This is a genomic window from Moraxella sp. CTOTU49097, assembly GCF_032064105.1.
Taxonomy (GTDB): Bacteria; Pseudomonadota; Gammaproteobacteria; order Pseudomonadales; family Moraxellaceae; genus Faucicola; species Faucicola osloensis_B.
In genome coordinates this window covers 295,626-310,133 of sequence record NZ_DAMBOA010000001.1, presented here as the reverse complement: position 1 = coordinate 310,133, position 14,508 = coordinate 295,626, and the positions used below count along the sequence as shown (strand labels likewise).

The window sequence follows — 14,508 nt, the reverse complement described above, 5'->3', positions numbered from 1 at the left end:
GTAGAACAACTAGTTACCTAAAAAAAATCAAGTTTAAGAAGTCAAGATTATGCACTACCCTGCTTGGAAATACTTTTTAATCGGCATTGTGCTGCTACTGAGCACCTTGTATGCCCTACCAAACCTTTATCCAGACAAGCCCGCCGTTCAAATCACGGGGGCTTCCGCTAGTACCACATTGACCAATGATGTGCTAAAACAAGCGGAAACCATCCTAAATGCCGCCAACATCCCAACCAAGAACAACAGTTTTGATGGTAAATCAGCCTTGTTAAAAATTGGTGATGAGTCGACTGAAACGCAGCTTAAAGCGCAACAAGTGCTAAAAGAAAAGCTTGGCGACAATTACGTTGTGGCGTTGAACTTGGCGCAAACCACGCCAGCATGGCTACGTAATATTGGTGGTAATCCTATTAAATTAGGGTTGGACTTGCGGGGTGGTGTACGGTTTGTACTAGAAGTCGATATGAGCAAAACCGTCTCTCAGCGTTTGGAAAACCTAACCCGAGATATTCGTACAGAGCTACGCAACCAAAAAATTGCCGTGACCAATTTACAAGCAGGGCAAAATAATCTGACTTTAAACTTTGTCGATAATGCCGCGCGTGATCAAGCCATTAATGTGTTACGTAGTCGCTTTGGAACAAATTACGAATTACAACCGCTCATCAATGCGGGGGGTCCAGCGATTAACATGACCTTGACCCAGTCGACGATTTCACAAATCTCTCAAGATGCGGTCACCCAAAACTTGACGACTTTACGAAACCGTATTAATGAGCTAGGCGTGGCTGAAGCCGTGGTGCAATCACAAGGTGCCAACCGTATTGTGGTGGAATTACCCGGGGTACAAGATACCGCAGAAGCCAAACGGGTCATTGGTCGTACCGCCAATCTCGAATTTCGCATGGTCTCTGACCAAAACAATACCTTCCAAGCCAATCCATCTGGGGTATTGCCTGCAGGCACTGAAGCCTACTCATTTGGTCAAGTCGATAGCCCACAAAAAACCTTATTGGAACGTCAAGCTGTGGTCACCGGTCGAAATGTACAAGACGCCCAAGCAGGGATGGATCAAAACGGTCGCCCCCAAGTGAATATCACGCTGGATAACGCAGGTGGTCGTTTGATGCAAAATACCACAGCAAAATCGGTGGGCAAACAAATGGCGGTGCTGTTTATTGAAAATAAGCAGCGTGTCACCTTCCAGCCAGACCCAGTGACGGGGCAAAATAAAGAAGTAAGAACACCTTACGCAGAAAGCCATATTATCAATCAAGCGACCATTCAAGGCGTCTTTGGCTCAACTTTCCAAATCACGGGCTTAGATAGCAATGCAGAAGCCTCAGAGCTGGCTTTGTTACTTCGTGCAGGTGCGCTGGCGGCGCCCATGTATTTTGTTGAAGAACGTACTATTGGTCCATCATTGGGACAAGACAACATCCAAAAAGGTATGTTCTCTACCCAAGTCGGCTACTTACTCGTGTTCTTATTTATGATTATTTTTTATCGTTTATTTGGTTTGATTGCCAATATTGCGTTGATTTTTAACTTAATGATGATTTTAGCCATCATGTCATTGATTGGTTCTGCGCTAACCTTGCCGGGTATCGCAGGTATCGTGTTAACCATCGGGATGGCGGTGGATGCCAACGTACTGATATTTGAACGCATCCGTGAAGAGCTTGCCAACGGCGCCAGACCCAAATCTGCGATTGTGGCGGGTTTTAATCGCGCATTTACCAGTATTTTTGATGCACAACTGACTACTTTGATTGTCGCATTTATTTTATTTGCGATTGGTACAGGTCCGATTAAAGGTTTTGCTGTCACCTTAGCCATTGGTATTGCCAGCTCTATCTTCACCTCAGTGACCGTCACGCGTGCACTGGTACAGTTAGCTTATGGCTACCGCAAAACTGTCAAACGCCTAAGTATTGGTTAAGGAGCGAATAAATAATGAATGATGACAAGTTAGAGGATCTAGACGGTTTAGACGGCTCAGAACCCATCAACCCCGAGCAAAAACTCTCAGAGCTCGGCGTACGTCGTAGTGATGAAATGGCATCAAATAAACAGCACCGCAAAACGCCGCGCCGTAATGGTAAAGGGGTGAATAAAAATTTGGTCAAGCAGCCTGCTACTCCCACTGATACGACAACCCAAAACGCTGGGTTAGCGGTGGCGAACACTGCCACTGCTGAATTTTCGGCAGACGATTTTGGCGGTGAAAAACTCTTTGCGGGTCGGCGTATTATTGATTTTTTAAAGGTATCTAAACCTTTTGCCATATTTTCCGCCATCCTAACGATTCTTAGTTTGGTCGCTATTTTAACTAAAGGTTTAAATTTAGGCTTGGACTTTACTGGCGGTGTGTCAGCCACGGTTGTTTATGAAAAACCGGTACAACAAGCCCAAGTTCAGTCAGCCTTAGCGAACCATAAAATCAATGACAGTGTGGTGCAATATTTGGGCAGTAACAAAGAAATTTTGGTACGCCTGCCGCCGCAAAAACAAATCGAAGGGTTATCAAACTCTCTTGATACTGCGTTAGATTTACCCAACAACAATGCTACCATCAAGAATATTGACGTGGTTGGCAGTCAAGTAGGTAATGAGATTTATGTCAGCTCCTTGGGGGCAACGGCACTGGCATTACTGTGTATGTTTATTTATGTGATGGTGCGCTTCCAAGCCAAATTAGCCTTAGGCGCGGTGTTGGCGTTATTTCACGATAGTATTATCACTGTGGGTATTTTCGCACTTTTCGGATGGCCATTTGATTTGACCGTGCTTGCCGCGGTGCTATCATTGATTGGTTATTCGATTAACGATACCATCGTCGTCTTTGACCGTATCCGTGAGAATTTCCGCCGTGTCCGTGGTGCAAGCCCAGCGCAAATTGTCAATTTATCGCTCACTGAAACGCTACGTCGTACTATTATGACCATTTCAACGGTGTTGCTGGTGGTTGTCGCGATGCTGCTGCTTGGCGGCGAAAGCTTACATTGGTTCTCTGTAGCATTGCTCATTGGCTTGATTTTAGGTACTTTCTCATCGGTGTATATCGCCAGTGCGATTCCACTGTGGCTAGGTATGTCGCGCAAAGACTTTATTGTCGAAGTCAAACCAGAATTTGTTGAGGATGAAGTGGTTTTTGAAGACCGCAATGCGCCTATGTATGATAACAAAGCATTAGATAATCAATAAATGATTTGAGCTGAAAAATACCCTACTTGCTAGGGTATTTTTATGGCTAAAATTTAAAAAAGAATAGCAATGATGACAAATGAATTAATGAAAAATGGGTTATGGCAACAGGCTTTTAAAGTAAGCTTTCCTGTGGCAATGGGCTATATCCCTGCAGGGATTGCCTTTGGCGTATTGTTTGTGGCAGCAAAACTTCCTATATGGGCGGCGATTTTATCTAGTGTGGTATTATACGCGGGTGCGGCGCAATATGCTTCTATTGCGCTGTTAGCGGGTGGGGTTGGAATCTCAACCATCGCCAGCAATACCTTAGCCATAAATTTGCGTCATGCTTTTTATGCCATTCCTTTGTTAAAACAATTACCAACCAATCATATCCGTCGATTTTATTGCTTGTTTGCGTTAACCGATGAAACTTTCTCCGTGTTAACCACCCTTGATGAAAATGAACGCCAAAGACTCATACTACCGGTGAGTTTTCTTAATCAGTGTTATTGGGTTATCGGTACCATATTGGGCATTTTGCTGGGTGAAGGGCTCAATGATTGGGTGCCCCATTTGGATTTTGCATTAGTGTGCTTATTTGCTATTTTAGCCTACGAGCAGTTTAAAGCGGTCAAGGCTTACTATCCCATATTCATCGCCATCATTGCATTTATAGCGGCGTTTTATTTTATATCCGATTGGTTGCTACTATCAGCGATTTGCGTGAGTTTGGGACTCATTATCATCCATTTTTTGATGGGCAATAAATCCACTCATCAGCAAGCTCTCTGACAGTTCAAACTATCTGACAGCTCAACCGCCAAAAAATTTATCCATTAATCGTTAGAATATTATGAACCCACCACCTGATAACGTTTATTTAGTCGCCGCTACTTTTGCTATGGCTTTGGTGACTTTTCTCACCCGCTTGACCCCGATAATTTTGCCAAAGCGATTATTGGATGCCCCCTTGTTGCTCGCGGTGAATAAAGCATTGCCATTATCCGTGATGACGCTGTTGATTTTAACTTCCTTGCATTGGCAGCAGCCCAACGCTATGCCCAACGCTATGCCCAACGCTATGAGTATGAGTCTGGGCTTATCGCCATTGCTTGTGTCAGAGATATTGGCGCTTTTAGTGGTGTTGCTCAGCTATCATTGGAAAAAGCAATTATTGCTAAGTATGCTGGTGGGGATTGCTAGCCTTAATGGATTTTTATGGCTACTAAATCTGATAGGTTTTCAATAGCCATAAAAAAAGCCCAACTTGGGCTTTTTTTATGCAGGATAACTTATACCTCGGTTTGCACCCCGACGATATCCACAGGCGTATCAGCCACGTCTTGTATCCCAGATTTTTTCTGTTTGGCTTTATCACTGCGTTTACGCTGTAATTCATCCAAGTAATCTTCATCAATACCACCGGCGATGTATTTGCCGTCAAATACCGAACAGTCAAATTTTTTGGCATCGCTGTGTTTGTCTTGTACCGCTTCAATCAAGTCATCCAAATCTTGAAATATCAAACGATCCGCGCCGATAATTTTACCAACTTCTTCCACACTATGACCTGAGGCAATCAGCTCATTGCGCGCTGGCATATCAATACCATACACATTGGGATATTTGACAGGTGGCGCGGCACTGGCAAAATACACATTATTGGCGCCAGCGTCACGTGCCATTTGGATAATTTCGTGGCAAGTCGTGCCACGTACAATTGAATCATCGACCAACAATACGTTTTTATTTCTAAATTCAAACGGCACCGCGCTTAATTTTTGGCGTACCGATTTTTTGCGCTGCTGTTGGCCTGGCATAATAAAGGTGCGACCGATATAACGGTTTTTCATAAAGCCTTCACGGTATTTCACGCCTAGATGCTGGGCAAGCTCCATCGCAGAAGTACGTGAGGTATCAGGAATAGGAATAACCACATCAATCCCATGATCTTCGCCCCATTCTTTGATGATTTTCTGCGCCAAAGTCTCGCCCATACGCATACGGGCTTTATAAACAGAAATATTATCGATAATCGAATCTGGGCGGGCAAAATAGACGTATTCAAAAATACAAGGTCTAAACTCTTTGGCTTCGACACATTGGCGACTAAAGAAGTTATTGTTTTCATCAATAAAAATCGCTTCACCGGGCTTCACATCTCGAACGATATCAAAACCCAATGCAGTTAACGCAACTGACTCAGAGGCCACCACATATTCAAAGCCGCCATTTTCCGCTAATCGTTGTCCAAAAATCAGCGGACGAATGCCATTGGGGTCACGAAATGCCAAAATACCATAGCCTGTAATCATAGCAACTACCGCATACGCGCCTTCGATACGTTTGTAGACAGAGGTCATCGCTTCAAAAATATCGTCGGGACTGGGATGCTGGATACCGAGTTTTTGCATCTCATGCGCTAGCACATTGAGCAAGACTTCGGAATCAGAATCGGTATTAATATGGCGCATATCTTCCATAAACAGTTCTTTGGCAATCTCTTCGGCGTTGGTCAAATTACCATTGTGCGCTAAAGTAATACCATACGGCGAATTGACATAAAAAGGCTGCGCTTCCGCACTGCTAGACGTACCAGCCGTTGGGTAGCGTACATGCCCGATGCCTTGATGACCGACAAGACGCATCATATGACGGGTCATAAACACATCGCGCACCATGCCATTTTCTTTACGCAAAAACAGACGGCCATCTTGACATGTCACAATACCCGCGGCATCTTGCCCACGATGCTGCAGCATAGTCAGCGCATCGTATAGCATTTGATTAACCTCACTGTGAGCGGCTATACCGACAACTCCACACATATTTTACCCCTTTAATTTTTCACCGATGGCTATGAGACCTGATGAAAAGAGACCTGATGAAAATTGAATGAAACTAGCTTTTTTGCCGGCTGACAATTACAATACTTTAGCCGTCAATCAAACTTACCTATGCTATTGACCCATTTGCCCCACTATTGACCCATTTTATCGGCAGCGGTTTTACCCAGCGTGGTAGCAAGCTGTTGGGTGATTTGTGTGGCAAAAGGTGCCAGTGGCAGTAGCGCATTGGCAAACTTAGACTGCTGCCAAAAGTCACGTTGACTGAAAAAAGGCATCAATAAACTGAGCACCATCAACACAATGACCAAATTTTTGACCAAGCCAAACCCTGCGCCCGCCAATTTATCTAAGATACTCAGCCTAAGACCTTGCAAGGTTTTACTCATCACCCATAATACGATTTGCAGTCCCACGATGACAAATAAGCCAATTGCCAAGAATGCCGCAATGATACTAAGGCCGGTTGATCCAGTCAGTGAAACAAAAAACGGCGCTAAAGGTTTTGCCAAATAACTGGCTAGCAGCAGTGCTAATAGCCAACCAAACATGCCTACCAGTGAGCGCATCAAGCCATTATTAAATCCCTGCCACAACCCAATAAACAATACAAACAACACTAGCATATCTAACAAAGTCATCGGGTCAAGCTCGTGTTATGGGATTTACAAAGTAGACGGTGAAAGTTGGCTTAGACGATAACCGTCAATGGCTTCAACACAGGTTTGAATGAGCTCTGGTCCTTCATAAATCAAACCACTATAGAGCTGAATCAAATCCGCACCTGCTTCAATCTTTTTAACCGCACGTTGACCATTGTCAATGCCGCCTACGCCGATAAGCGCAACTGAGTTTGGTAAGCGTTCGGCAAACTGCTCAAGAACTTGGGTGCTACGGTGACTGAGTGGTCGACCTGATAGCCCGCCTGCTTCTTGACTGGTTTTGTAATCTTCTACCCCATTACGGCTTAGGGTGGTATTGGTGGTAATCAGCCCATCAATATCAAAACGCACCAATTCTTTGGCAATATAATCAATTTGGTCTTCTTCCAAATCTGGGGCAACTTTCAGCACTAATGGCACATAATACTGATGTTGGCTAGCCAGTTGGCTGTGGCGTGATTTGATACCATCAAGCAGCGCCGTAAGCGCATCACCACTTTGTAGGTCACGCAGGTTTTTGGTATTGGGAGAGGAAATATTCACTGTAATATAAGACGCGTAAGGATACACGCGCTCTAGACAATAAATATAGTCATCTAGGGCATTTTCAACCGGCGTGCTGGCATTTTTACCAATGTTAATACCTAAAATGCCTTGATATTTTGCACGCTTGACTTGCTCAATGAGATAATCGACGCCTTTATTATTAAATCCCATGCGATTGATAATGGCATGGGCTTCTTTGATACGAAATAGACGGGGTTTGTCATTGCCAGGCTGTGGTTTTGGGGTAATCGTACCAATTTCGATGTAGCCAAAACCCAATGCCGCTAACGCATCGATATATTCGCCGTTTTTATCAAGCCCTGCTGCCAAACCAACCGGATTGGTAAAGGTTAACCCCATACATTCAGTTGTTAGTTCTTGTTTACCGTATAAAAACCCGAGCATGCCAAATTTTTGCGATTTTTCGAGTAACGATAATGTGATTTCGTGGGCTTTTTCAGGATCGGTATTAAATAAGAACGGACGAAGAAAGGCATACATAGTTGAATAAGCACTCACATTGCATGGGTGAATCTAATTGACTCTGCCCTTTATACAAGCAGAACTAACCTATTTAGCTTGAGAGATAGCACCCGTTAACGTGCTGTGTGATGACTATCTCGTCAAAATCAGAAAAGCTATTATATCAGTGTTGACACTAAATAAACACCTGCAATTTTATTTGCCTTAACTGCTATATCGAAGGCTAAGGCACGGCTCGACCATTTGACAAGGCAATCCAACCACGAACAATGCGGTACAGATGCCATAAGACTGTGGCGACGATTATCAAGCCGCCTAAAGCACCGACAATAAAGCTACCACCCATCGTATGATTGCTATCAACGGCGGCGCCAAAAAATAGCCCACCCGTTGCAAAAATCACCATGACAAAACCAATCACCCAAAAAAATATGCTGTACCAAAATGTTTTGATTTGCCAATCAAAGTGACTATAAAGCCACGTGTTCCTAGCCTCATCGCGCTTTAAGTAATTCATCACAATGGGAATAATCCAAGTCAGTCCCGCGGTAAAATAACTAAACAGCGCAAGCGCATAAGTAATGTGGTTATAACTGATTTGGCTTTGGGTCACCGGTAAGTTTTGACTGAGCTGCGTGTATTGCGGTAACGCTGATGGATAACCATTCGCCCCACTACCAAATTGTGGGTTGGCTGGGTCAGGTGTGTGAGAGTCTGTTGGTTTTTCTAGGTTCATTATAATTTTCCATCAATGATTATTACTTTTTTATCGGGTCGTAGTATAGAATTTCAATTGATTGTTATTGACAATTAATAGTTTACCCAAATCGGCTCTCGAATGGTAAATGGTTGGTGGTTGCTATCGGCAAACTGAATCGTCCAGCTAGCAGGTGACTGCTGCAGTGTCAACGTCTCAAAAGTCGGTACTGGGGTGATTTTTATGCGGTTTTTTGCCGAATACAGCAAATAGTTGCCATCGGGCGAAAAGTTGGCAGGTTCAGCCAATCCTTCATTATTGATAGCGATGCTTTTTTTAGTTGCCATATCTGCGAGCCTGCCTTGGCTATTATCGCTGACATAGGTTATCAAACGCCCCGTGGGACTAACCCGAGCGATGGCATTGGTTTTACCAGGCAAGTTTAAAGGCAAAAATTGTTGTTTTGCAAAATAGTACTGATAAAGTTGGGGTTGTAAAAATTTGACTTTATCTGACGTAAATATAAAGGATTGACTATCTGGCAACCACACAGGGGCTAAATCAATCGCTGGTTGATGGGTCAGTTGTTGTTTTATATTGCCGCTGCTATCAGTCAAAAAAATCTCTGGATTGCCCATTTGGCTATTTGCTAGTAACAATTGGCGTCCATCGGGGGAGATTGCCCCGCTAAAATTATGAGTACGTTTGGCAGAAACCCCAGAAACATCAGTAACTTGCAAAGTTGCTCTATCAAGGATAACGACTTGAGGATAACTTTTGCCTGCTTGAACTGTAAAAATCAGTCGGTCGCCTAACCGACTGGCGGATAAGCTCATTATCGTCCCATTGACCTTATACAAAGTCTTTGGGTCGCTGCCATCGATTTGGGTTTCAATCAGCTGCGCTTGGCGATTTTCCCCAAATCCGGTTAAATAAATAAAAATTAACTTGCCTGACAGCTGGCTAGCATCCATGTGCGGCAAATTAGTTGGCGCAGTCGCTATGACTTTGGGCAATGAGGCCGAACTTTGCAAGGAGGTGTTAGATAAGGTTGTTGATGGCGAGCCCATAGTCTGACACCCTGTCATAGCCAAGCTAATTGCCATGACAATTGCCATAACAGCGGCGCACCATAAACGGGGTAATTGATAAACATGCTTCATGGTATTTGAGGTTTCGTTACGGCAAAACATTATTGGCGTCTGGATTGAGCCAAAGTGGTCCATAAATCAAGCCATTGGGTACGCCATTTTGGGAGGGGCTAATGCTGATGGATTTGCCATTGGATACAATGGTAATGACATTTTTATTGGAGTAAATATAATGTTGTCCATTGGGTGAGACACCTGGGGCTTCACTTAACCCAACGTTATTTACAGCAGTTACCGAGCGCGAACCCAGATCCATCACCGCGCCTTGATTGGCACCTGACAAATAGGACATTTTTTTACCATCATTGCTGATGCGCCCCATGCTGCTCAGTCCGCCGCCCGTCAAACGCTGTTCACTACCGGTTGCCAGATTGTAGAGATAAATTTGACCTTTATTACCGCCTTTTTTACCACCGGCTCTATCTGAAGTATAGACAAACGATTGCCCATCAGGCGCCCAACTAGGATAAATAGCCCCGACAGGGTCATTGGTCAAGCGACGAGAATTGCCACCTTGCGCCAAATAAATCTGCGGTATGCCGTTCTCAAAACTGCTACTAAATATCACACGACCATCTTTACTCACGGATGCGCCATAGTTCATGGCTTTAAAATTCGTCAAATTGCTGACTGCCCCGCTAACAATATTGGCAGACATGACCTGCGGATAGCCTAGCTTGTCGGGCTGAACTTGGAAAGTAAAGGTTTGATTGTCAGCAGAGGTGTTTAGGGTTTTAATGGTACCGTTAAACTCATAAATCACTTTTGGGTTAAACCCATCCACGTCAGAAATGACCAAACGTGACACACGGTTTTTAGGCTTGCCTGTTTCCACCACATACGCAATGCGCCCAGAAAAATCGCCTTTGATGCCTGTCAATATCTCATAGATACGGTCAGCAACCTTATGCCCTGCCATACGCAAACTTTGCGAGTTATTTCTTGTGGTGACGGTTTGCAGACCCTGTATCACCTCGCCTGTCGCCACATTAATCACTTCAAAATTGATTTCAACATTGCCACGATTGCTGCGCGTATTGCCGACCACCAGATAAGGGACGGCGTTATGCTGCCAGACAGGCAAAGTGACTTCACTACTGCTATGAGGCCGCTCTGGTAAATTACTATCTAAGGTAAATTGCCCCAAATTGGTCAAATCATTGGTGACAATCCCTGAGATACTCTCTGCGCCAGCAAATGGTACGATGGCGACTTGCAAGTTTGACCGTGGTGCCTGCTTGACTAGGGTAAAGTCAACATTATCAGCAGCGTTCGCTAGAGGTGGCATCGCAGTGGTAGCCAAGGCAACGACTGTCGCTTTAAAAAAAGTCTGGTTCATAATTAGCCTGCAACATTTATAATTATTAAAAAAGTGGTTTTAAAATAATAGCATTGTTTTGATCGCCAAAAAAGATTGGGCAAGACTAAGCGCTACCACACTATTTAGCTTTACTACTTATTTTTACTATTTAGCTTTAAAATTGCCTGTCATGCTTCTTGCCCCATTGGGCGGTGGTGGCAGTGGACTTGATTGGTTGATTGCTTGTTGTAAGCTTGCTTTAAAAGCCGCATCACTACTGCCGCGAATAGTGATATTACTAATTGTACCATCCGCAGCAATGCTAAATGACGCCGTTAATGAATTGCCATTACTATTGGTTGGTACATTCCAGTTTGCATCAATCATCGCCATGACTTGACTGACATAGCCTGCCGAGCTCCCACCCGATGCACCACCACGTTTGCTAGAACCTTGACCGCCAGATGATTGCGATTGCACTGCACCTGTAGATTGACCATCTTTACCCAAATCCAGTGATTTTATATTATTGTCACTTTGCCGCTCGCTATTGGCATTGAGATTTTTATTATAAGCGGCATTGTTCGCGCGTATTTCTTTTTTTACCTCATCAATATTGCTTTCGGCAATTTTATAATCTTGCAGATTTCGCTGCTGGATTTCATTGTGCTGGTTTAATTCATCAATCACGCTCTGTCTTTCGGCTGCTACTTCCCGATCTAACTTTTCAGCAAATAGCGCCTGCTCTTTTTCCCATTGCGCCTGCTTGGCGGCCAAATTATCTTTCACCGTTTCAATTTGATTGGTTGAGGTCGAATGGGGCGTGTTCATTGGCACAGTTGATAGGGTTTGGGAATTTAAAGACGGTGTGGGCGCACCAGCCATCTCGCCAGCCGTGGCTTGGTTTTGCGCAAGCTCGTTTTGTTGGTTGGCTTTGATTTGCCCTTGCATTGCTGACAACTGCTCAGGGGTAATCAAAGAGGTTTCCATGGGCGCTGGTGGGGCGTTATGATAAAAGAAAAACAATAACCCAACCACCAACGCATGGGCAATGGCACTGAGAACAATCGCCCATACCGGGTAATCGGGTGTTTTGACGGGTACATAGACTGAGGTCACTTCAGCATACATCGTCTCAGTATTTCCTTATTCTAGCAAAAATGTTCAATCAAAAATTAAAAGGTCATCGTATTAGAAGGCTGCTTGATTAAAAAGCTGCTTCATTTAAAAGCTGTTTGATTAAAAAGCTACTTGCTGGCTGGTTTTGGCGGTGCCGTTAACAGCCCAACCTTTTGTATGCCCGCTTGCTGCAATTTTGCCATCAATTGGATAATATCACCATATTGGTTATTTTGATCGGCATTAATCATCACATTGACATTGGGCTTACCATCGAACTGGTATTGAGGCTGAGATTGTAAATTATTCAAAGTCGCGATTAGTGCCGCTTCGCTCATTGGCTCATCGGTTTTGTCTTGAGTACTTAAATATAGCTGCCCATCAGATTTTAGTGACACAATCACCGGTAACTGCGTGCCTTGCTGTAGTGATTTGGTTTGCGCTTTTGGCAAATCAATATCCACCCCCGTCGTTAGCATGGGCGCGGTCACCATAAATATAACAAGCAGCACCAACATAACGTCAATATAAGGCACCACATTCATACCCGCATTGAGTTTTTGAGGACGGTTACGGCTGTAAGGGTTTGCTTTCATAGTGTCAAGTTGTTCAATAAAATTTATCTAACATTCATTTAGCATTTAGCGTTTAGCATTTATCTAGCGAGCGAGCGGTGGCATCATAGCAGGTGAATTTAGCCCCGTCGGTAAATTGGTAGTCGTATCCACAGTTTGTCGCAGCAACATGCCCGTCATCTCATCACAGAACAGGCTACGACTTTGATAAACTTTATCGTTTTTTGCGGTAAAATGGTTGAAAGCCAGAGCCGCTGGAATCGCAGCAAATAACCCGAGCGCCGTGGCAATCAAGGCTTCGGCAATACCAGGGGCAACCGCAGCTAGTGTGGCTTGCGCAGAAGTCGATAAGCCCATAAAAGCCGTCATAATTCCCCAGACTGTGCCAAGCAGACCGATATAAGGCGAGACCGAAGCAATACTGGCTAGTAACGGTAATCCTTGCTCTAGCTCGAGTTGTTGACGACCTAAGCCAACGCGAAGTTTGCGCTCGACGCCTTCAATGATTTCGCTACGTGCTTGGGTGTTTTTGAGCAGTTTTAAAAACTCACTAAAGCCAATAAAAAAGATTTGCTCAAGTCCACTTCTATCAGGATTACCTTGAACGCCTTTGTATAGGGTTGGCAATTCAACCCCTGACCAAAAGGTTTGCTCAAAATAATTATCGGCGCGCGTGGCAATTGCCAAACGACTACTTAAACGAAAAATAGTGACCCAACACAACAAAGAAGCAAATAATAAAATGCCCATGATAATTTTGACGAAAATACTGGCATGCGTCACCAAACTAACGAGATCAATCGAGCCTTCCATAAAGTTATGCTTCCCCAACCATCCAAATCACTGAATATAAATTACTAAATATGAATCACTAAATATTTTGATGCCAGCTTGTCAAAAGCCTGCCAGCAATACCCGATTAAAACCAAAAACTAGTGCAATTATAAGGTCGAGCACTAGAATTAACATAAGCATATTGTAACCAATAACATTGGCTAATCGTATAAAAATTTTAGGGCTTTGCTAGTATTGATAATGGCATGACTGGTATGACTAAAAGCTAAGGCTAAAAAGATACGCATAAAAGTCATGGGTCGGCAATAAACTGCTGTGTTTGGGCATAGAATTGCGCTTCTGATTTGATTAGCGCCAACCATTCGTTGGCAATGACAGGATGCGACTGAAAATATGCCATCATCCAATGGGCTAACGGCGCAGGCACGGGCACAAATTGGGTGGAAGGCAAAATGGTTTGGGTGCCATTGGTGTCATCACTGTCATACACAAGCTCAATCTGTGGATTTTTTTGAATAATTTCTACCCCGGTAATCTGCCAATTGCTAAAAGCATTATCAATCGCATAGGGCAAAGCTTCTGTTTGAGATAATTTTGATGAGAGGTAGATAGGCTCAAATGTTTTGCGAGTATTCACCCAATGCAAACGCAATGCAATATCAGGTTGTTGGTAAAACACCACCAATTTGCCAGCAAACTTTATTTGCCAAGGATTGACAACTTGGCTCAGATGAATGCCAAGCATTTGCGCAAATTGTTCTCGCGTCAGCAATCGATCAAAGCTTGCTAGCAATTGACCATTTAACGGATGCTGCAGTTTGAGTAAGTCGGATAAATACTCATAATGGTAAATAAATTTCATAGGCAAATGCTGTGAGATAACCCCGTCCGTCACTTGACATCGATGCACTTTCCACTGCGGCATGGTATCGGTGATAAGTGCCAGCAAATCTATAGCTGTATTATTCTTAGTTTTTGTTTGATTATCGAGCATTGAATCGATAGTTGGCGTATTAGCATCCGTTTGAGTGACTAGCAAGCGATTTCCTTTTAACTGGTTGGTTTATCACAATTACTTCATTATAAAACTTTTTTCATTTATTTGAGCCAAAAAAAATCATCACATGGTGAAATGTAAT

The 14,508-nt window shown here is 43.7% G+C and carries 14 protein-coding genes; 4 read left to right on the top strand and 10 right to left on the bottom strand.

Going from position 1 to position 14,508, the window contains the following annotated elements; translation table 11 throughout:
- The first annotated feature begins 49 nt into the window (after positions 1-49).
- From secD to RT064_RS01415, 4 genes are all read left to right on the top strand, one after another.
- Complete coding sequence (gene secD / locus RT064_RS01430; RefSeq protein WP_159676258.1) at positions 50-1,945, top strand: protein translocase subunit SecD; 1,896 nt, start codon at positions 50-52, stop codon at positions 1,943-1,945.
- Positions 1,946-2,061: 116 nt separating this feature from the next.
- Positions 2,062-3,210, top strand: coding sequence for a protein translocase subunit SecF (secF, locus tag RT064_RS01425; protein ID WP_313060629.1), 1,149 nt, complete (start codon positions 2,062-2,064; stop codon positions 3,208-3,210).
- A 69-nt stretch (positions 3,211-3,279) separates the two neighbouring features.
- Complete coding sequence (locus RT064_RS01420; protein ID WP_313060525.1) at positions 3,280-3,987, top strand: AzlC family ABC transporter permease; 708 nt, start codon at positions 3,280-3,282, stop codon at positions 3,985-3,987.
- A gap of 61 nt (positions 3,988-4,048) precedes the next feature.
- The gene (locus RT064_RS01415) at positions 4,049-4,444 is read left to right on the top strand and encodes an AzlD domain-containing protein (protein WP_313060523.1); all 396 of its coding nucleotides are present in this window, start codon (positions 4,049-4,051) and stop codon (positions 4,442-4,444) included.
- A gap of 43 nt (positions 4,445-4,487) precedes the next feature.
- Here RT064_RS01415 and purF read toward each other — a convergent pair whose 3' ends face one another.
- From purF to RT064_RS01365, 10 genes are all read right to left on the bottom strand, one after another.
- Positions 4,488-6,023 (bottom strand): amidophosphoribosyltransferase, encoded by a 1,536-nt coding sequence (gene purF / locus RT064_RS01410; protein WP_313060521.1) that lies wholly within the window; start codon positions 6,021-6,023, stop codon positions 4,488-4,490.
- 152 nt (positions 6,024-6,175) lie between these two features.
- Positions 6,176-6,682, bottom strand: a complete 507-nt coding sequence (locus tag RT064_RS01405; RefSeq protein WP_313060519.1) for a CvpA family protein — start codon at positions 6,680-6,682, stop codon at positions 6,176-6,178.
- 24 nt (positions 6,683-6,706) lie between these two features.
- Positions 6,707-7,750, bottom strand: a complete 1,044-nt coding sequence (locus RT064_RS01400) for a quinone-dependent dihydroorotate dehydrogenase (protein WP_313060516.1) — start codon at positions 7,748-7,750, stop codon at positions 6,707-6,709.
- A gap of 205 nt (positions 7,751-7,955) precedes the next feature.
- The gene (locus RT064_RS01395) at positions 7,956-8,468 is read right to left on the bottom strand and encodes a DUF4870 family protein (RefSeq protein ID WP_313060514.1); all 513 of its coding nucleotides are present in this window, start codon (positions 8,466-8,468) and stop codon (positions 7,956-7,958) included.
- A 74-nt stretch (positions 8,469-8,542) separates the two neighbouring features.
- Positions 8,543-9,535 (bottom strand): hypothetical protein, encoded by a 993-nt coding sequence (locus RT064_RS01390; RefSeq protein WP_313060512.1) that lies wholly within the window; start codon positions 9,533-9,535, stop codon positions 8,543-8,545.
- Positions 9,536-9,608: 73 nt separating this feature from the next.
- Positions 9,609-10,919, bottom strand: a complete 1,311-nt coding sequence (locus RT064_RS01385) for a TolB periplasmic receptor (RefSeq protein ID WP_313060509.1) — start codon at positions 10,917-10,919, stop codon at positions 9,609-9,611.
- A 126-nt stretch (positions 10,920-11,045) separates the two neighbouring features.
- The gene (tolA, locus tag RT064_RS01380) at positions 11,046-12,011 is read right to left on the bottom strand and encodes a cell envelope integrity protein TolA (protein WP_313060506.1); all 966 of its coding nucleotides are present in this window, start codon (positions 12,009-12,011) and stop codon (positions 11,046-11,048) included.
- A gap of 116 nt (positions 12,012-12,127) precedes the next feature.
- On the bottom strand, positions 12,128-12,595 hold the full coding sequence (gene tolR / locus RT064_RS01375; RefSeq protein WP_099808002.1) for a protein TolR: 468 nt from the start codon (positions 12,593-12,595) through the stop codon (positions 12,128-12,130).
- A gap of 63 nt (positions 12,596-12,658) precedes the next feature.
- Positions 12,659-13,387, bottom strand: a complete 729-nt coding sequence (gene tolQ, locus RT064_RS01370; RefSeq protein WP_313060503.1) for a protein TolQ — start codon at positions 13,385-13,387, stop codon at positions 12,659-12,661.
- A gap of 274 nt (positions 13,388-13,661) precedes the next feature.
- Positions 13,662-14,408, bottom strand: a complete 747-nt coding sequence (locus tag RT064_RS01365; protein ID WP_313060499.1) for a hypothetical protein — start codon at positions 14,406-14,408, stop codon at positions 13,662-13,664.
- Positions 14,409-14,508: the final 100 nt, after the last annotated feature.